Annotated in this window: 16 protein-coding genes and 2 tRNA genes; 11 read left to right on the top strand and 7 right to left on the bottom strand. The window is 61.0% G+C overall.

Annotated elements, in window-relative coordinates; translation table 11 throughout:
- Positions 1-63 precede the first annotated feature (63 nt).
- From DW913_RS04685 to DW913_RS04675, 3 genes are all read right to left on the bottom strand, one after another.
- A complete protein-coding gene (locus DW913_RS04685) occupies positions 64-1,206 on the bottom strand; it encodes a zinc ribbon domain-containing protein (protein WP_158566195.1) in 1,143 nt (380 codons plus the stop codon).
- Positions 1,207-1,309: 103 nt separating this feature from the next.
- Entirely contained in the window at positions 1,310-4,033 is a 2,724-nt protein-coding gene (locus tag DW913_RS04680; protein ID WP_117797745.1) for an HAD-IC family P-type ATPase, read from the bottom strand.
- Between the two features lie 76 nt (positions 4,034-4,109).
- Positions 4,110-4,186: transfer RNA gene (locus DW913_RS04675), tRNA-Arg, on the bottom strand.
- Positions 4,187-4,390: 204 nt separating this feature from the next.
- Between DW913_RS04675 and aroF the strand changes: the two genes are divergently transcribed.
- The 10 genes from aroF (at position 4,391) to DW913_RS04625 (ending at position 14,409) form a co-directional block, all read left to right on the top strand.
- Positions 4,391-5,413 carry a 3-deoxy-7-phosphoheptulonate synthase gene (aroF, locus tag DW913_RS04670; RefSeq protein WP_117797744.1) on the top strand — a complete coding sequence of 341 codons (1,023 nt, stop codon included), beginning with the start codon at positions 4,391-4,393 and terminating at the stop codon, positions 5,411-5,413.
- 3 nt (positions 5,414-5,416) lie between these two features.
- A complete protein-coding gene (locus DW913_RS04665) occupies positions 5,417-6,331 on the top strand; it encodes a prephenate dehydrogenase/arogenate dehydrogenase family protein (RefSeq protein ID WP_117564237.1) in 915 nt (304 codons plus the stop codon).
- Positions 6,332-6,367: 36 nt separating this feature from the next.
- Positions 6,368-7,474, top strand: a complete 1,107-nt coding sequence (gene aroB / locus DW913_RS04660) for a 3-dehydroquinate synthase (protein WP_117797743.1) — start codon at positions 6,368-6,370, stop codon at positions 7,472-7,474.
- Positions 7,468-8,787, top strand: a complete 1,320-nt coding sequence (gene aroA / locus DW913_RS04655) for a 3-phosphoshikimate 1-carboxyvinyltransferase (RefSeq protein ID WP_117635291.1) — start codon at positions 7,468-7,470, stop codon at positions 8,785-8,787. The genes aroB and aroA overlap by 7 nt, the downstream gene beginning before the upstream one ends.
- 1 nt (position 8,788) lies before the next feature.
- On the top strand, positions 8,789-9,886 hold the full coding sequence (aroC, locus tag DW913_RS04650) for a chorismate synthase (RefSeq protein ID WP_117797742.1): 1,098 nt from the start codon (positions 8,789-8,791) through the stop codon (positions 9,884-9,886).
- Positions 9,887-9,929: 43 nt separating this feature from the next.
- Complete coding sequence (gene pheA / locus DW913_RS04645) at positions 9,930-11,075, top strand: prephenate dehydratase (protein ID WP_117797741.1); 1,146 nt, start codon at positions 9,930-9,932, stop codon at positions 11,073-11,075.
- Complete coding sequence (locus DW913_RS04640; protein ID WP_117797740.1) at positions 11,076-12,326, top strand: shikimate kinase; 1,251 nt, start codon at positions 11,076-11,078, stop codon at positions 12,324-12,326.
- 64 nt (positions 12,327-12,390) lie between these two features.
- Positions 12,391-12,828 (top strand): type II 3-dehydroquinate dehydratase, encoded by a 438-nt coding sequence (aroQ, locus tag DW913_RS04635; protein ID WP_117797739.1) that lies wholly within the window; start codon positions 12,391-12,393, stop codon positions 12,826-12,828.
- A 130-nt stretch (positions 12,829-12,958) separates the two neighbouring features.
- Entirely contained in the window at positions 12,959-13,408 is a 450-nt protein-coding gene (locus DW913_RS04630; protein WP_117797738.1) for a DUF4869 domain-containing protein, read from the top strand.
- Positions 13,408-14,409: a translation initiation factor 2 gene (locus DW913_RS04625; protein ID WP_117797737.1), complete on the top strand. Its 1,002-nt coding sequence runs from the start codon at positions 13,408-13,410 to the stop codon at positions 14,407-14,409. Before DW913_RS04630 ends, DW913_RS04625 begins: the two co-directional genes overlap by 1 nt.
- Before the next feature lie 319 nt (positions 14,410-14,728).
- Here the strand turns inward: DW913_RS04625 and DW913_RS04620 are convergent.
- From DW913_RS04620 to DW913_RS04610, 3 genes are all read right to left on the bottom strand, one after another.
- A tRNA-Arg gene (locus DW913_RS04620) sits at positions 14,729-14,805 on the bottom strand.
- Positions 14,806-14,857: 52 nt separating this feature from the next.
- Positions 14,858-15,625 carry an ABC transporter ATP-binding protein gene (locus DW913_RS04615; protein ID WP_117763046.1) on the bottom strand — a complete coding sequence of 256 codons (768 nt, stop codon included), beginning with the start codon at positions 15,623-15,625 and terminating at the stop codon, positions 14,858-14,860.
- 11 nt (positions 15,626-15,636) lie between these two features.
- Positions 15,637-16,482, bottom strand: a complete 846-nt coding sequence (locus DW913_RS04610) for an ABC transporter permease (RefSeq protein WP_233541998.1) — start codon at positions 16,480-16,482, stop codon at positions 15,637-15,639.
- A gap of 160 nt (positions 16,483-16,642) precedes the next feature.
- Here DW913_RS04610 and DW913_RS04605 point away from each other — a divergent pair, with 160 nt between their 5' ends.
- Positions 16,643-17,614 (top strand): glycosyltransferase family 2 protein, encoded by a 972-nt coding sequence (locus DW913_RS04605; RefSeq protein WP_117797736.1) that lies wholly within the window; start codon positions 16,643-16,645, stop codon positions 17,612-17,614.
- A gap of 102 nt (positions 17,615-17,716) precedes the next feature.
- On the opposite strand, the gene DW913_RS04600 is transcribed toward DW913_RS04605, so the two are convergent.
- Positions 17,717-18,305 (bottom strand): sugar nucleotide-binding protein (locus DW913_RS04600; protein WP_117797799.1); only part of this gene is annotated, 589 nt, incomplete at its 5' end.

Below are 18,305 nucleotides of genomic sequence, written 5' to 3'. Positions count from 1 at the left end.
AGCAATAAGCACGGGCTTACATCAATTGCGCACGTAGGTTATGCCGACTATGGCGAACTAATTTTAGGAACGCTGCTGCGGCTTCCAGGAACCCACATTGGCATCGTACTGGTTCAGCGCGCTGTTGCCGCCCTGCGCGATGGGCGCCAGGATCTCGCTTTGGTGGGAACTCATCGGCTCGCCATCGGGAATGGCCAGCGAGATGTCCCAGCTCTGGCAGATCACGTCGACGCGCTCATACATCCACTCGGCAAGCTGCTTTAAGTGGGCGATGTCATCCGCATAGACCGTATCGTCCTGTACTTTCAGGTTGTTGAGCTCATCTTGCGTCTTTTTAATCTGGTCGCGCAGGGCGTAGGCACTCTGCGACAGCTCCTGACGGGTGGACAGCGGCGTTCGGAGATAGCCGTTGTTAAAGGAATCGATGACCTCGCCGATCTGGTCCTCGTCAGCGTAGGACACGATGGTCTGATACAGACCGTCGAGCCTGGTATAGAGTTGATCATCGGTGAGCACGGTTTCTTCCTGGACCACCTCGGCGGAATCGTCCTGCTTGGCATCGTCCTCAGTGGCCTCGCCCTTTTGGCGCGTGGGGAAGGTCGTCTGCGCGGCCTGGCCAAACTGGTCGTAGAAGCCAGGCATGACACCCATGGGATCGGTCGTCACGAACCAATAGGCACCGCCGCAAACGACGGCAAGGACCGCGATGACGATAAGCGGCTTGGGAATATGACGCTTGTGCTTGTGATAGGCATCCTCGTCGGGGTGCACCTTGCGCTTGGGTTTTTGAGCATCGTCATGCAGGGAAACGGGCGTGGGAATATCGACCTTGGGGATACCGAAATCCTTATCGAAAGCCGGCAGCACGCAGGTCTCATTGGGGTCGGCGGCGTCTGAAAGCACCGCAGCGGCAGAGGCCGGCGCATGCGGCACCTCGGTATCGATCTGCTCTTGCGTTAGGCGCGGAAAGCCCGCCGTGCGGCCCGCTGCCAGGTCGGATGCTGCCGCGTCCTCGGAGAGGATACCCGGAGCGGGGCGTCCGCATTTGGGGCACGTACGATCATGCGGAGAAAGACGGGCACCGCAGCCCTCACAGAACACGAACTCGGTGTGCTCGGGACCATCGCCCGGACCCACATAGGCGTTGCAGTAGGGGCAGAACGAGGCGCCGTCCTCGATAGTCTTAAGGCAATGCGGGCAGATCACGGCATCCTCTTTTCGAAGCAATTCAAACAATCGAGGTTAGAGCATAACATCGCCACGGCCCCACAGGAGCAAGGCACCAATTCAACATCGCCAGGGCGCGTAGTTACTTCTTCTTTTTGCTCGGCATCGAGACTTTGATGCCTTGGGCGGACTTGGTTACGCGAGAGCGCTTGGCTCCGCTACCCTTCTTTTTCTTGGGCTGGGCCTGGGCCACGCCCTCGAGTGCACGGGCCTCGGCCTCGCGGACAGTGCGCTCCTCACGGCGCTGCGCCATATCGGCGGCAACGCGCTTGGCAAAACGCTCCGCCGTCGAACCCGTCGAGCTCACCTTGCCGCCACCGCGACCCAGGCGGACGCGCACACCACGGCCAAAACCAGTTGCGGCATGACGACGACGCGGCTTGAGCGAATCCATCATCGTGGCGAGCTTAAAGAACACCGAGCAGGTAAAGACTACGATGACAGCCAAGATAACCATCTGGCCCATCGACAGGTTGGCAATAGACAGCAGCTCCGGGAATCCGATAACGCCCGTCAGGATGCCGGCGACTACAAACACAAAGAGCACCACACGTAAGGGCGTGAGGGGCTGCGAGATGCGCCAGATCAGGCTGACGCTCGCCGCGCACGACGTAAGCAGGCACATCGTAGACAGCGTGAGCTGGTTAAAGCCAAACACGCGCGCCACAAAGATATCGAGCGCCGCGGCCAAAATGACCGCAATCGACGCCGGCAGTGCCCGCTTGAGCACGTTCGTCAGGAACGACCCCTTCACGCGAGCATTGTTGGGCTCCAGGCCCAACACAAAGCCCGGCGCGCCGATACAGAAGAAGTTAATGAGCGTCATCTGAATCGGCTCGAAAGGGTACGGCGGCAACGCGATGCACAGCGCCGCCAGGCCCATCGAGAACAGCGTCTTGGTCAGGAACAGCGAGGCCGAACGCTGCAGGTTGTTGATGGAGCGACGGCCCTCGGCAACCACAGCAGGCATCGAGGCAAAGTCGTTGTCGACCAGCACAATTTCGGCCACGTTACGCGCGGCATCGGAGCCGGCCGCCATGGCGACGGAGCAGTCGGCCTCCTTGAGCGCCAGCACGTCGTTGACGCCGTCGCCCGTCATGGCCACGGTGTGCTCGCGGCGTTTGAGCGCCTGCACGAGCTCGCGCTTCTGCTGCGGGGTCACACGACCAAAGACATGGTAGCGGTCCACTGCGGCATCGAGCTTGGCCGGCGTATCGAGCGTCGTGGCGTCCACATAAGCGTCCGCCCCCGGCACGCCCACCACGCGAGCGATTGACGACACCGTACGCGGGTCGTCGCCACTGATCACGTTGAGGGTCACGCCCTGCTCGTTAAAGTAGCCGATGGTCTCGGCCGCCGAGGTACGAATCTCGTCGCGGATGGTCACAAAGCCCACGGGCTCGGCCTCGCCCGCCATATCGCCATCGGGCGTAAAGCCGTCAACGCGCGCCACCACGAGCACGCGGCAGGTATCGGCAAGCTCGGCGACACGGTTCTCGACCTGGGCAAACGCACGATCAGAGAGCACAAACTGCGCCGCACCCATCACATAGGAGCCCTGCGCAAACGACGCGCCGCTCCACTTTTTGGAGGACGAGAACGGAATGACCGACAGCGGCTCAGACACCTCGACCTGTCGATCGGCGTAATAGTTGAGCAGCGCCTGGCAGGTCTCGTTGGCATCGGCCGAAGTCGCACGTGCCACGTTAGCCAGCGCAAAATCGAGCACCGTGGTATCGACGGGAACAGATGCCTCGTTCTCCCCCACGCCCAGGGCAACACCCTCAACCGGTAGCGGATACGTGCCCTCGACCTCCATGCGGCCCGACGTGATGGTGCCCGTCTTGTCCAGACACAGCACGTCGACGCGCGCGAGCGTCTCGATGCAGTAGAGCTGCTGCGCCAGCACCTTGCGGCGGGCCAGGCGCACCGTGGCGATGGCGAGCACCGACGAGGTCAGCAGCACCAGGCCTTGCGGGATCATGCCCAGCAGGGCGCCCACCGTGGACAGCAGCGCCGACGAGGGCACGCGGCCGGCCAGCAGCTCGGAGAAGCACCACGAAAGCGCGCTATCGCCCGGGGTTCCCGCGGCATCCCACAGCTCGCTCACACTCGAGGAAAACAACGCCAAACCGAGCGGGATCATGATGATGCTCGCAAACCGCACGATGGCGTTAAGCGCGTTCATGATCTCGGAATTGACCTTTTTGACGTACTTGGCCTCGTTATTAATTTTGGCCACGTAGTTGTCGGCGCCGACATGGATCACGCGGGCGCGCAGCAGGCCCGAGTCGATAAAGCTGCCGCTCATGAGCTCGGAACCGGGCTGTTTCTTAATAAGGTCGCTCTCGCCCGTCAGCAGGCTCTCATTCACGAGAGCCTCGCCCGAAACCACTACGGCGTCAGCGGGAATCTGGTCGCCGCGCCCCAGGCGGATGATGTCGTCGAGAACGATCTGGTCCAGGTCGAGCTCCACCTCGGCGCCGTCGCGCACCGCGATGGCCTTCTTGGAGGTCAGCAGCGTGAGCTTATCGACCATCTTCTTGGAACGCATGGACTGAATGACGCCAATAGCGGTATTGAGGAACACCACGAACAGGAACGTCAGATTCTTAAACGAACCGGTCAAAATGACCAGGAACGCCAAGATCACGTTGATCAAATTGAACAGCGTGCAGAGGTTCTCGATGATGAGTTCTTTGACCGACTTGGTCTTGAGCTCCATGTTGCGATTGATCTTACCGGCGGCGATGCGCTCCTCGACCTCGGTGGTCGAGAGTCCGCGCTCGATATCCGTTGCTGCCATACCACGTCCCATCACGTCGCGTCGGTATAAGAAAAACCGCCCGGACCATGCGAGGTTCGGACGGTCTTACGTTCGATGGTGCCCCATGTTGGATTCGAACCAACGGCCTTCTGCTCCGGAGGCAGACGCTCTAATCCCCTGAGCTAATAGGGCCAACGTTTGGCATTATACCCAAGTGCACCACGGGCTATCAAAATAAAAGAAAAAGCTTTGCAATTCCGAGGAAGACGCGGCGCAACGGCTCACTTTAGAAGGCAAAAGCGAATCAGATAGTATAAACTCTCATGCACCATATATACACGGCTCGCGATGCGGGCCGTTTTTGCAAGGGTTATCCATCGATGTGAGAGGCACACCATGATTGCAATTTTAAAGCAGAGCGCCAGCGACGAGGCCGTCAGCCATATCGTCAGCTGGATTGAGAAAAAGGGCCTGAAGACCGACGTCTCGCGCGGCGAGAACGAGACGATCATCGGCCTGGTGGGCGATACGACCAAGATCGACCCGTTCCTGCTCGAGTCCATGGACGTCGTCGAGCGCGTGCAGCGCGTCTCCGAGCCGTTCAAGCGCGCCAACCGCAAGTTCCACCCCGAGGACTCCGTCATCGACTGCGGCCACGGCGTCAAGATCGGCGGCGATCAGTTCCAAGTCATCGCCGGCCCGTGCTCCGTCGAGGGCGAGAACCTCATCCGCATCGCCCGCCGCGTGAAGACCGCCGGTGCCACGATGCTGCGCGGCGGTGCCTACAAGCCCCGCACTTCCCCGTACGCCTACCAGGGCATGGGCCCCGCCGGTCTGGACCTGCTGTGCGAGGCGTCTGCCGAGCTCGACATGCCGATCGTCACCGAGATCATGGACCCGCGCGACGTGCAGGTCTTCCTGGACAAGAAGATCGACGTCATGCAGATCGGCGCCCGCAACGCCCAGAACTTCCCTCTGCTCAAAGAGGTCGGCAAGACCAAGACTCCGATCTTGCTTAAGCGCGGCATGTCCGGCACGATCGATGAGCTGCTCATGGCCGCCGAGTACATCATGAGCGAGGGCAACGACAACGTCATCCTGTGCGAGCGCGGCATCCGCACCTTCGAGACCCGCACCCGCAACACCTTCGACCTCAATGCCGTGCCGGTGCTGCACCACCTGTCGCACCTGCCCGTCGTCGCCGACCCCAGCCACGCCACCGGCTACACCCGCTACGTTGAGCCCATGGCGCTCGCCGCGACCGCCTGCGGTGCCAACGGCCTAGAGATCGAGGTCCACGACGAGCCCAGCCGCGCATGGTCCGACGGCGCTCAGGCCCTCACCCCCGATCAGTTCGACGACACCATGCGCCGCATCCGAGCCATTCGCGAGGTTGTCTGCCAAGAGACCATGGAGTAGCCCATGGGTACAGTGAGAAACGCGCGCGTTAACCAGGGCGGCCCCAAGTGCGCCGGCATCGTCGGCCTGGGCCTCATCGGCGGCAGCTTTGCCCGCGGCTATGCGCAGGCGGGCGTCCGCGTGCTGGCCTGGGACCCCGATGACGATGTCATGACGGCCGCCAGCATGGGCACTGTCGCCGGAGAGCTTAACGACAAGACGCTCGGCGAATGCGACATCATCGTCCTTGCCTGCTATCCCGAGGCATGCATCGAGTGGCTCGAGGCGCACGCCCAGGCGCTCGCCGACGCCACCGACACCGAGGCCATCATGGGCCCCGTGGTGATCGACACGGTGGGCGTCAAGGGCATCGTGTGCGAGCGCGCCTTTGAGCTAGCCCGCGAGCACGGCTTTTACTTTGTGGGCGCGCACCCCATGGCGGGCACGCAGTACTCGGGCTATGCGCACTCCCGCGCCGACCTGTTCCAGGGCGCCCCGCTCGTGCTCGTACCGCCCGCGGTGGACGATGCGCTCAAACTGGAGCTTTTGGGCCAGGTGCGCGAGATGGTACGCCCCTTGGGCTTTGGCAAGTTCAGCGTGACCAGCGCCGCCGAGCACGACCGCGTCATCGCCTTTACGAGCCAGCTCGCGCACGTCGTCTCCAACGCCTATGTTAAGAGCCCGACCGCTCAGGTCCACCACGGCTTTTCGGCCGGCAGCTACCGCGATCTCACCCGCGTGGCGCACCTCAACCCGCAAATGTGGTCCGAGCTCATGATCGACGACGCCGACGCGCTCGCCTTTGAGATCGACCATCTGATCGAATCGCTTGGCGCCTACAGCCGTGCGCTCAAGGACCGCGACCAGCGCTATCTGGAGAATCTCCTTGCCGAGGGCGACCGCATTAAGCGCGCACTCGACGACGAGGCCTCCCACTAGACAACCCATCACGCCAGGTCGAAAGGACCGAAGCTTATGGCGATTACCATCGATATCGACACTGCACGCCCCTACCAGGTGCATGTTGGCACGTTTTTGCTGGAGCAGGCGGGACCGCTCGTGCGTGCCACTGCCGGCGGCACCAAGGCCGTCATCGTGACGGACACCAACGTGGGCCCGCTCTACCAGATGCCCGTTAAGCAGAGCCTGGAGGCGTCAGGCTACGAGGTGAGCATCTGCACCTTCGAGGCCGGCGAGGCCCATAAGCGCGCCGAAACCTATGTTGCCATTTTGGAGTTTGTGGCCGAGCACGAGCTTTCGCGCTCCGACGTGATCGTGGCACTCGGCGGCGGCGTCGTGGGCGACGTGGCGGGCTTTGTGGCCGCCACCTACATGCGCGGCTGCAAGTTTGTGCAGATCCCAACGAGCCTGCTCGCCATGGTGGATTCGTCGGTGGGAGGCAAGACCGCCATCGATCTGGCTGCCGGCAAGAACTTGGCCGGCGCCTTTTGGCAGCCGAGCGTGGTTATCGCCGACGTGGGGTGTCTGGCCACACTCACGCCCGAGCAGTTCGCCGACGGCTGCGGCGAGGTCGTCAAGCACGCCGTGATCGCCGACCCGGAGCTTTTCGCCGAGCTGGAGAAGACCCCGCTCACGCTGGAGCTGCTCAACCGCGATGTGGCCCGCGTAGCACTCATCATCGCCCGCAACATCGACATCAAGCGCGCCGTGGTCGTCGCCGACGAGCGCGAAACCAACCAGCGCAAGCTCCTCAATTTTGGACACAGCGCCGGGCACGCCGTCGAGGCCTGCGAGCACTTTGAGCTCGGACACGGCAACTGCGTTTCAATCGGCATGGGCATCATCACGCGCGCCGCGGCCCTGCACGGCATTTGCGATGCTGCACTGCCCGATCGTATTGAGGAACTCTGCGCCCGCCATGGCCTCAAGACCCGCTGCGACCTAGATGCCGATACCGTCTTTGCCGAGGCGCTCCACGACAAGAAGCGCGCGGGTGACACCATCGATCTAGTGATTCCGCACGGCATTGGCCGCTGCAGCATCGACCGCACACCGCTTTCCACTTTCCACGAACTCATTGCCGAGGGCCTCGGCCAGAAGGGAGACGCATCCGCATGCTAGCCCGCATCACCCCGTCCCCGCTCAAGGGCACCGTTCCCGCCATCGCGTCCAAGTCGATGGCGCATCGCCTGATCATCTGCGCTGCGCTTGCCAACGGCGAGACACACGTCACCTGCAACACCACCTGCGCCGACATCGAGGCTACGGTGCGCTGCCTTACGGCCCTGGGGGCTCGCATCGAGACCGTCGAGGACGGCTTCCAGGTCCACCCCACCATGAAGAGTGTTGAGTTTGGCCTGCTCAAGGCCCTTGCCGGCAGCACGCTTGACTGCGGTGAAAGTGGATCCACGCTCCGCTTTATGTTGCCCGTCGCCTGCGCGCTGGGCGCAGAAGCAACTTTTGTGGGTCAGGGGCGCTTGGGCGCCCGCCCGCTCTCCCCGCTCTCGGACGAGATCATCGCCGCCGGCTGCGACCTACAGGGTCTGGGCGGTTTTCCGCTCAAGACGAGCGGCCGCATGCGCCCGGGCACCTTTGTGCTACCGGGCAACGTGAGCTCGCAGTACATCTCGGGCCTGCTGCTGGCAGCCCCGCTGCTGGCCCAGCCCTCCTGCGTGCAGGTAACCGGCCTCATCGAGAGCCGCCCCTACATCAACCTGACGATACAGGCCATGAAGGCCTTTGGCGTCGAGGTCAACGTCGAGCGCATTCCGGCCAAGGACGGCCAGCCCGAGGTCACGAACTTCCGCGTGAGCAGTGGCTCGTACCGCACGCCCGGCAGCGTGGCCGTCGAGGGCGACTGGTCCAACGCCGCCTTTTGGCTGTGCGCCGGCGCCATCGGTACCGACCCAATCACCGTCGAGGGCGTGTCGCTAAGCTCCGCACAGGGCGACCGTAACGTGCTTGCCGCGCTTTCGCGCTTTGGCGCCCGCATCGTGCGCTCCACCAACGCCGCCACCGTGCAGTCCGACAAGCTCGCCGGCTTTGAGATGAGTGCCCACGACATTCCGGACCTGGTGCCCGTCATCTCGGCCGTGGCCTCGCTGGCACAGGGCCGCACCTTTATCCGCGATTGTGCCCGTCTGCGCATCAAGGAATCCGACCGCTTGGTCACCACCACCCGCGAGCTCACCGCGCTGGGCGCGCAGGTGCGCATTGCCGGCGACGACCTCATCATCAAGGGCGTCGACGCCTTTACCGGCGGCGAGGTCGATTCGCACAACGACCATCGCATCGCCATGATGGCCGCTATCGCCGCGAGCCGCGCCACCGGCGAGGTCGTGATCCACGGTGCCGAGGCCGTCAACAAGTCCTATCCCGATTTCTTCGACCACTACCGCCTGCTGGGCGGCAAGGTCACACTCGAGGAGGAATAGCATGTCCTCGACCTTTGGCAACGTCTTGCACTTAAGCATCTTCGGCCAGTCGCACTCCCCCGCCATCGGCTGCTCCCTCGATGGCATCCCGGCGGGCATCGCTGTTGACCAGGAGCGGCTGCAGGCCTTCCTTGACCGTCGTGCCCCCGGTCGCGACGAGACCGCGACCAAACGCCGCGAGGCCGACGCCGCCCACATCATCGCCGGTGTGGTCGATGGACATACCACCGGCGCGCCCATCGCCGCGATTATCGAGAACACCAACACGCGCTCCAAGGATTACTCCGAGCTGCGCCGCAAGCCCCGCCCCGGACATGCGGACTTCCCTGCGCGCGTGAAGTATCACAACATGCACGATGTCGCCGGTGGCGGTCATTTCTCCGGCCGCCTAACGGCCCCCTTATGCATCGCCGGCGGCATTGCGCTGCAGGCACTCGAGGCCCGCGGCATTCAGGTCATGGCGCACGTCGCGCAGATCGGCGGCATCTCCGACCTGCCGATGGACGACATGGTCTATCGCGAGGCCGACCGCAAGGCGATCCTTACGAACGATCTGCCGTGCATTGACGCCGCCGCAGCCGGCCGCATGCGCGAGGAAATCCTAGCCGCGCGCGACGAACTCGACAGCATCGGCGGCATCGTGGAGTGCGGCATTTACGGGCTTCACGCGGGCATCGGCGACCCCATGTTCGACGGCATCGAGAACCGCATCGCGCAGATCGCGTTTGGCATTCCCGCCGTAAAGGGCGTGGAGTTTGGCATGGGCTTTGCCGTGGCCGCCATGCGCGGCAGCGAGAACAATGATCCGTATCGCATCGATGCCGAGACCGGCGAGATCGAGGTCGAGTCCAACAACGCCGGCGGCATCCTGGGCGGTATTTCGACCGGCGCTCCCGTCATGTGGCGCATGGCCGTAAAGCCGACGCCCTCAATTGGCCGCGAGCAGCAGACGGTGGACATGGACGCTATGGAAAATGCCGAGCTCTCGGTCCACGGCCGCCACGATCCCTGCATCGTCCCCCGAGCTGTCCCCGTAGCCGAAGCAGCCGCCGCCCTCGCCATCTGGGACGCCCTCCTCGAAGACGCCGCCCAGCGCTAACTACCCACCCCTCAACATCCCCCGACACGTGAAAGGGGTCTCCATGGACCTTGCCGATATTCGCCAGACCATCGATGGCATCGACACCACGCTCCTCAACAGCTTTGTCGAGCGCATGGACATTGCCACCGAGGTCGCCAAGTCAAAAATCGAGATGGGCAAGGCCGTCTTCGACCCCGCCCGCGAGCGCTCCAAGCTCAACAACCTCGCCAGCCGCGCGCCCGAGCGCTACGAGGCACAGACCATCGCCCTGTTCCGTCTCCTCATGAGCATGAGCAAGGCCGAGCAGCAGCGCTACATCAACGAGCTCAAGGGCATCACGGTGTCGCAAAAAGCCCATGCCACGGCCGCAGCCTTTGACACACCCTTTCCCCAGACGGCCACCGTCGCCTGCCAGGGTGTCGAAGGCGCCTACAGCCAGATCGCCGCGTGCAAACTCTTCGACGTGCCCGACATCGCGTTTTTCGAGACCTTCGAAGGCGTTATGCGCGCCGTGCGTGACGGCTTCTGCGAGTTTGGCGTGCTGCCCATCGAAAACTCAACCGCCGGCTCGGTCAACGCCGTCTACGACTTGCTCGCCCAGTTCGACTTCCACATCGTGCGTTCGCTGCGCCTCAAGATCGATCACAACCTGCTCGTCAAGCCCGGCACCAAGCTCGCAGACGTGCGCGAGGTCTACAGCCATGGCCAAGCCATTGCCCAGTGCGCCGGCTTTATCGAGGCCCACGGCCTGCACGCCACCAAGTACCCCAACACCGCCATGTCGGCCGAGATGGTCGCCAACTCCGAACGCACCGACGCCGCCGCCATCGCCTCGCGCAGCTGTGCGGCACTCTACGGCCTAGAGGTGTTGGAGCCCAACATCCAGGACTCGGACAACAACTACACGCGTTTTGTCGTCATCAGCCGCGAGCCGCGCGTCTACCCCGGCGCCAACCGTACCTCGCTCATGATCACCACGGCCAACGAACCGGGCGCGCTCTATCGCGTACTCGAGCGCTTCTATGCGCTCAATATCAACCTCATCAAGCTCGAGAGCCGCCCCATCCCCGGCCGCGACTTTGAGTTTATGTTCTACTTTGATCTGGACTGCCCCTTTGGCAGCAAGGCCCTCGACGACCTGCTCGATTCCATCGACGACGTGTGCGAGAGCTTCACCTACTTTGGCAGCTACACGGAGGTGCTCTAGATGACCGATACCGCCGCAACCCGCCCCTACGGTGTGCTGGGCCGCGTGCTGGGCCACAGCTACACCCCGACCATCTACAAAGAGCTCGCTGGGCTCGATTACGTGCGATTTGAGCGCGAGCCCGAGGACCTCGCGGCCTTTATGACGGGTAAAGAATGGGAAGGCACCAACGTGACCATCCCCTACAAACGCGCCGTCATGAACTACCTGGACGAGCTGAGCCCGCTCGCCGAGCGCATGGGCAACGTCAACACCATCACGCGCCTGCCCGACGGGCGCCTGCGCGGCGACAACACCGACTACTTTGGTTTTCAGTGCCTGGTCGAGGAGCTGGGGGTTGAGGTTACCGGCAAGAAGGTCCTCGTGCTTGGCGCTACCGGTGGTGCCGGCACCACGGCAAGCATGGTGCTCGGCGACCTTGGCGCCACCGTGGTGCCCGTGGGCCGCACGAGCGAGGTCAACTACGGCAACATCGCGCAGCAGTCCGACGCCGCCCTACTCGTCAACTGCACGCCCGCCGGCATGTTCCCCCATTGCCCCGACGCGCCTTGCACGCTCGAAGGGCTCGATGCGCTCGAAGGCGTTATCGACATTGTCTACAACCCCGCCCGCACGGGCCTGATGCTCGAGGCCGAGCGCCGCGGTATCCCCTGCATCGGCGGTCTGCTGATGCTCGTGGCCCAAGCGGCACAGGCTGTTGAGCGCTACACCGGCCAGGTCACCCCGCGCAAGCGCATCCTGGATGTAACGGAGCGCTTGTCACGCCGCGAACAGAACATCGCGCTGATCGGCATGCCGGGCTCGGGCAAGACCCGCGTGGGTGAGCAGATTGCCCTGCTCACGGGTCGCGAGCACATCGACCTGGACCGCGCCCTCGAGGAACGCCTCGACATGCCCTGCGCCGACTTTATCGTCGAGCGCGGCGAGGCGGCCTTCCGCGAACAGGAGACGGCGGCGCTGTCCGACATCTCCAAGCGCAGCGGCCTGGTGCTCTCCACCGGCGGCGGCGTGGTCACGCGCGACGAGAACTACCCGCTGCTGCACCAAAACAGCCAGATCGTGATGCTCAACCGCAAGCTCGACGAGCTCGCCCACAAGGGCCGCCCCATCACCGCGCGCGACGGCATCGATAAGCTGGCCGAACAGCGCATGCCACACTACCGCGCCTGGGCCGACTACATCATCGACTCACGCGACTGCGCCGCCAACACCGCCCAAGCCCTCCTCGACACCCTCCCACCCGCCCTCTAACCAAAACCACCACAAAGGGGACAAGCACCTTTGTGGTGGTTTTCCAACCGCAAAGGAAGCAACCATGAAAGCACTCGTCATCAACGGCCCCAACCTCAACATGCTCGGCATTCGCGAGCCGGGCATCTATGGCAGCGACAACTACGACCGCTTAGTGCAGATCTGCCAGGAGGCGGGTGCCGCACAGGGCTTCGACGAGGTCGAGGTCTTCCAGTCTAACCACGAGGGCAACATCGTCGACAAGATTCAGGAGGCCTACGGCCGGGTCGACGGCATCGTCATCAACCCGGCCGCCTACACACATACGAGCGTGGCAATCCTTGACGCCCTCAAGGCCGTCGCCATCCCTGCCGTCGAGGTGCACATCAGCGCCGTAGAGACGCGCGAGGACTTCCGCCAGGTGAGCTATGCACGCCTAGCCTGCTTCGCCACCATCACCGGCGAGGGCCTGCAAGGCTACGCCCACGCGCTGGAGCTGCTGAGGGAACGTCTCGAAAAGTAGCCTCGCGAGCAGATCCATCAACGCGATTCACACGCTAATAATGCCAGTGCCGCCAGCAGCAACCTCGCTACTGGCGGCACTTTATTACTGGCATATAATCATTGCAGTCACACAACGTCTGGAGACGCGCATGTTAAGCATCCATCTGGGGGATTACCCCGGTTCCATCTACGATACCGAAACCTATTTTAGGAACTCATACTTGGACTCATGGTTCGAAGACCCTATGGCCGCACAGATTATTAAAAGCGTGGACGGATCAGAGCTCATCGGTCCCCACAACATCGTAAGCAAACAGCTGGGCTCGATCACCCCACTCGAACTGTCCGGCGGCGTTAAGACGCTGCTGCTGGTGCGCAATCTCCCAAATATGGTGTTCAACGCATCCACCTGCGGAGACAACTGTGCCCGCTGGCTACTCAAGATCGGCAAAGAGCAGGATGTGCTGGTGACCTTATACCACATCATGAAATTCCCCTGGAAGAGCTTTGAAATCCGCATTGAAAACGATGGCCGCATCGTCAGAAACATGCAGGAGTTTGTCGGCGCCACGAATGACTTTTTGGATGTTGATGAGTAATGAAGGGAACGCATACCGTTGTCGTAGAGCGTGCAAAGGTCAAATACACACTCACGTTTAAGCGCAATATTTCCTTTATACGCGGCAACAGCGGCACGGGTAAAACGACGCTCATCTCGATGATTCGCGACTACAACGACCGAGGACCGGAAAGCGGCGTTGCACTCAGTTGCGACGTGCCTTGCGAAACGCTTTCCGGCAGACGCTGGGAGCGCGAGCTATCGATCATCGAAGATTCAATCGTCTTTCTAGATGAGGGTAACGAGTTTATCTACTCAAAGGACTTCGCCAAAGCCGTCAACGGCTCGTCCAACTATTTTGTTCTGATATCTCGTCGCGATGCCAACGAGCTCCCCTACAGCGTTGATGAAATCCTAAAGCTAGTCAACACGACAAGTAAAACAATCAATGGCCGCAAGAGCGACAGGCGCTTCTACTCGGTGACCAAGCCGCTATATGACCACACGGCAAGTATGCTGTATCAGGATCTAAATGTTGGATTCGAGGTACCCGACGCCGTAGTTGTCGAGGATAGCAAATCTGGCTATCAATTCTACGACGCTCTTTGCAACCGGCTCAGGATCCCCTGCTATACCGCCACCGGCGTAGCAAATCTAAAGCGGACAATTCACGAATGCCCCGAGCAAAACGTTCTTGCCATTGGAGACGGCGCAGCGTTTGGTCCCTACATCGAAAAGGTGCTCGGACAGCGCGTTTACAAGAACGTTCGCTTGTTCCTCCCGGAATCATTTGAGTGGACACTTCTGCAATCTGGCCTCATTCCCAGTAACGACATTCCAAAAATCCTCAAGGACCCTTCGAGCTATATCGAAAGTCGCAAGTACCTAAGTTGGGAGCGATTCTTCACCGACGTATTGATCAAGTACTCGACAGACACTCGCTACGCCTACAGAAAGGCAAAGCTCAATGAGCAGTACCTGAGGCCGCAGGCGATGAATGCAATTGCAAGCGTCTTGCCCGAGTGCCTGAAGGCAGACTAGACAGACTAGATATAGTGGGGAGGGCCAAGTTGGTCCTCCCCGTTTTTGTTACGCCTTCTTGATCACGTACGCCAACCCTATGTCGCACCCGCAGCGCACAATCGACGCAAAGAGCCATGGTACTGGCAGCGTTAAAAGCAACGGCATCGTCTGCCAAGGGATAAACCAGTCAACCGCATGAAAGGCAAAGACGGCAAGGCTTGCCTGTCCGCAGAACGCTCGCACCACCGCTTCGGCCTAAACGTATACCCGGCAAGAATAAAGAACACCGGCATGTGAAAAAGCCCAGACCACCAAGCGGTCCGGGCTTAATAAACGATGGTGCTCCATGGCGGATTCGAACCGTCGACCTTGGGATTAGAAGTCCCCTGCTCTATCCAACTGAGCTAATGGAGCAAATAACCGCACGCCCAGCCAAACAATTCGGCCAAGCGCAAGTAATTATAACCTAGTTGAACTGCTCGCGATACGCCTTGCAGACCTCACTGACCGGGCCGTCCATGCGAAGGTCACCCTTCTCAATCCAAACGGCACGCTGGCAGATGCGCTCAACCTGCTCCATGGAGTGCGAAACGAACAGAACCGTCACGTCACCGCTCTGGATAAAGTGCTGGATGCGGGCCTCGCACTTCTGCTGGAAGAACACATCACCGACGGACAGCGTCTCGTCAACGATCAGAATATCGGGCTCGGTAATCGTCGCGATTGCAAAGGCGATACGCGCCACCATGCCCGAGGAGAAGTTCTTAAGCGGCATATCGACAAAGTTCTGCAGCTCAGCGAACTCAATAATGCCGTCAAAGTTGGCGTCGATGAACTCCTTGGTATAGCCGAGCAGGGCGCCGTTCAGATAGATGTTCTCGCGGGCGGTCAGCTCGGGGTCAAAGCCGGCGCCAAGCTCAATCAGCGGCGCGATGTTACCGTGCACCTTAACGCTGCCCTCGCTAGGCTCAAGAACGCCAGCGATAATCTTGAGCATCGTAGACTTGCCGGAGCCATTGGTGCCGACCAGACCCACAACCTCGCCGCGATGAATATCAAACGAGATGTGCTTAAGCGCCCTAAACTCCTCAAAGAACAGCTCGTGCTTGGCAAGCTTAATGAAGTACTCCTTGAGGTTGGTCAGCGACTCGGACGCCATGTTAAAGATCATGGTGACGTCGTCGACCTCGACAGCCAGAGGCTGCTCGCTGTAATCAACAACAGATTCAGTCATCACAGCACTCCTTAGATGTAGAGGATAAATTTGCGCTCGGACTTATGGAACACGGTATAGCCAATAATAAGCGCAAGAACCGCCCAAGCGACGCACATACCAAACGTCATAAGCGAGGGCGTAGTCTGGAACAGGAAGATATCGCGCATAAACTGCAGGTAGTTGAACATGGGGTTCGCATACATCAAGATACGCACGAGATGCGGCATTTGCGCAATATAGTCAGTCGTCCAGAAGATGGGCGTAATGTAAGTCCACGCCGTAATGACGACGCTCCACAGATGCATAACGTCGCGGAAGAAGACCGTAAGGGCAGAGAGCATCATGCCCAGGCCCATGCAGAAGCACATAAGCAGCAGCAGGCAAACCGGCAGCAGAATAAGGTGCCAAGAAGGCATAACGCGGAACCACAGCATGACGATGGCGACGGCGACCAGCGAGAAGGCAAAGTTGACCAGCGAGAAGAGCACCTTCTGCACCGGGAAGACCCAGCGGTGCACCTTAACCTTCTTGAGCAGAGGGGCAGCGCCCACGATCGACGTCAGGGCCTGGTTAGTAGACTCGGACATGACGGCAAAGGTAATGTTACCCACGATCAAGTACAGCGGGTACATCTCGGGCGTCATTGAGCCATTGCGGCCCTGGCCAAAAATCGTCGAGAACACGATGGCCATGACGATCATCATCAGCAGCGGGTTGAGCACCGACCATGCGACGCCCAGAACGCTACGGCGATACTTGATCTTAAAATCCTTGGTAACCAGCTGACGAAGGATAAACGCGTCCTTCTCAAATTCGTTCTTAGCAAACGTCGCAGGCAGACTGCGAGCTTCTTGTTGCTTTGTCTGATCCGACACGGATGCAACTCCTTTACTCGTAATCGTTGACAAACGAACAGTATAGACCCGACGGCCATGCAAACGATTCGCGCAGCAAAACTGGAGAACTAACCCACATCTTAGGATGCCAGGCCCAAACGGCTATACTTTCTAGGATTGAATGTATAAGGAGCATTAAGTGAATTCTGAATCCATCGCCGTCATCATCCCTTGCTACAACGAAGCGCTCACGATCGGTAAGGTCATCGACGACTTTCACCGCGAGCTTCCGCAGGCGACGGTCTATGTCTATGACAACAACTCGTCGGACGATACCTCACGCATTGCCACCGAGCACGGCGCCACAGTCCGCTTTGAGCCCCGTCAGGGAAAGGGCAACGTGTGCCGCCAGATGTTTCGCGATATCGACGCCGATTGCTACCTGATGGTCGACGGAGACGACACCTACCCCGCCGAGGCGGCCAAGGCCCTCTGCGAGCCCATCCTAAACGGCACGGCCGACATGACCGTAGGCGATCGCCTTTCCAACGGCACCTACGCCGAGGAGAACAAGCGTGCCTTCCACGGCTTTGGCAATAATCTGGTCCGCGCCATGATCAAGTGGATCTATGGCTACAGCTTCGATGACGTCATGACAGGCTACCGCGCCATGAGCCGCCCGTTCGTTAAAACCTTCCCTGTGCTTTCCGAGGGCTTCCAGATCGAAACCGAGCTCTCGATCCACGCCGTCGACCACCGTTGGCGCATCAAAGACGTGCCCATCGAGTACCGCGACCGTCCGGAAGGCTCCGAGTCCAAGCTCAATACCGTGAGCGACGGCATTAAAGTCGTTGCGATGATCGGCACGCTATTCAAGGACTACCGCCCGCTGAAGTTCTTCGGCCTCGTCGCGCTTCTATTCGCGATTATCGGCCTGGTTTTGGGCATTCCTATCTTTGTTGAGTACTTTCAGACCGGTCTGGTCCCGCGTTTCCCCACTGCCATGCTTGCTGCATCGTTTATGTTCCTCTGTGGTCTGAGCCTTGCAACCGGATTCATCCTGGATTCTGTGGCAAAGGTCGAAAAAAAGCAGTGGGAGGTCAACGTGTACAGCAAATACGCCTACGATGACCAGCCCGGCAAGTCCGCCACCGAGACAAGCGAGAGGTAGATCTTCCACAGAATACTATTGGCACCACTGCGCCGATAGCCACCAACAAGAAAAGCCGCCGTTAGCAAGCGGCGGCTTTTGCTCTCGAAAAGTTAATAGCGACTAGAGCGTCTTGAGGTACTCCCCCAGCTCTTCCTCCCAGTCGGGCATGTGGAAGCCCGCGGCCTCGAGCCTGGACAGGTCGAGCGCGGAGTGGACCGGGCGCGGGGCGATGGGGCCCGCGGCGTTCGCGTAGTAGTCGGCGGTCGATACCGGCAAGACCTTCTCCCCGTTGCCGTTGGCTGCCTCGAAGACGGCGCGGGCGATGTCCGCCCAGCTCCTCACGGCCCCGGAGCCGGTGCAGTCGTAGGTGCCGTAGGGGGCCTTCACGTCCAGCACATGGAAGATGGCCGCGGCCATGTCGCGCGTGAAGGTCAGGCGGCCCAGCTGGTCGTCCACGACGGTGACCTGCTCGAGCTTGTCCTCGGGGTCGGCTACGCGGTCGGACAGTCCCCTCATGGTCTTGACGAAGTTGCGGCCCTCGCCGATGACCCAGGAGCTGCGCATGATGTAGTGGCGCGGGCAGCCGGCCACGGCGATGTCTCCGGCGGCCTTGGTCTGGCCGTAGACGGACAGCGGGCTGAGGGGCTCGTCCTCGGTATGGACCTCGGCGGTGCCGTCGAAGACGTAGTCGCTGGACACGTGGACCAGG

Origin of the sequence: Collinsella sp. AM42-18AC (genome assembly GCF_003467965.1) — a bacterium.
Taxonomy (GTDB): domain Bacteria; phylum Actinomycetota; class Coriobacteriia; order Coriobacteriales; family Coriobacteriaceae; genus Collinsella.
The sequence above is the reverse complement of the archived record's forward strand: the minus strand, read 5'-3'. Positions and strand labels throughout refer to the sequence as shown.

Bases quoted from the DNA above. Each gene is read 5' to 3' on its own strand.
- aroC (WP_117797742.1), top strand. From the start codon at position 8,789: ATGTCCTCGACCTTTGGCAACGTCTTGCACTTAAGCATCTTCGGCCAG.
- aroQ (WP_117797739.1), top strand. From the start codon at position 12,391: ATGAAAGCACTCGTCATCAACGGCCCCAACCTCAACATGCTCGGCATT.
- pheA (WP_117797741.1), top strand. From the start codon at position 9,930: ATGGACCTTGCCGATATTCGCCAGACCATCGATGGCATCGACACCACG.
- DW913_RS04630 (WP_117797738.1), top strand. From the start codon at position 12,959: ATGTTAAGCATCCATCTGGGGGATTACCCCGGTTCCATCTACGATACC.
- DW913_RS04625 (WP_117797737.1), top strand. From the start codon at position 13,408: ATGAAGGGAACGCATACCGTTGTCGTAGAGCGTGCAAAGGTCAAATAC.
- DW913_RS04640 (WP_117797740.1), top strand. From the start codon at position 11,076: ATGACCGATACCGCCGCAACCCGCCCCTACGGTGTGCTGGGCCGCGTG.
- aroA (WP_117635291.1), top strand. From the start codon at position 7,468: ATGCTAGCCCGCATCACCCCGTCCCCGCTCAAGGGCACCGTTCCCGCC.
- DW913_RS04680 (WP_117797745.1), bottom strand. From the start codon at position 4,033: ATGGCAGCAACGGATATCGAGCGCGGACTCTCGACCACCGAGGTCGAG.
- aroB (WP_117797743.1), top strand. From the start codon at position 6,368: ATGGCGATTACCATCGATATCGACACTGCACGCCCCTACCAGGTGCAT.
- DW913_RS04665 (WP_117564237.1), top strand. From the start codon at position 5,417: ATGGGTACAGTGAGAAACGCGCGCGTTAACCAGGGCGGCCCCAAGTGC.
- DW913_RS04615 (WP_117763046.1), bottom strand. From the start codon at position 15,625: ATGACTGAATCTGTTGTTGATTACAGCGAGCAGCCTCTGGCTGTCGAG.
- aroF (WP_117797744.1), top strand. From the start codon at position 4,391: ATGATTGCAATTTTAAAGCAGAGCGCCAGCGACGAGGCCGTCAGCCAT.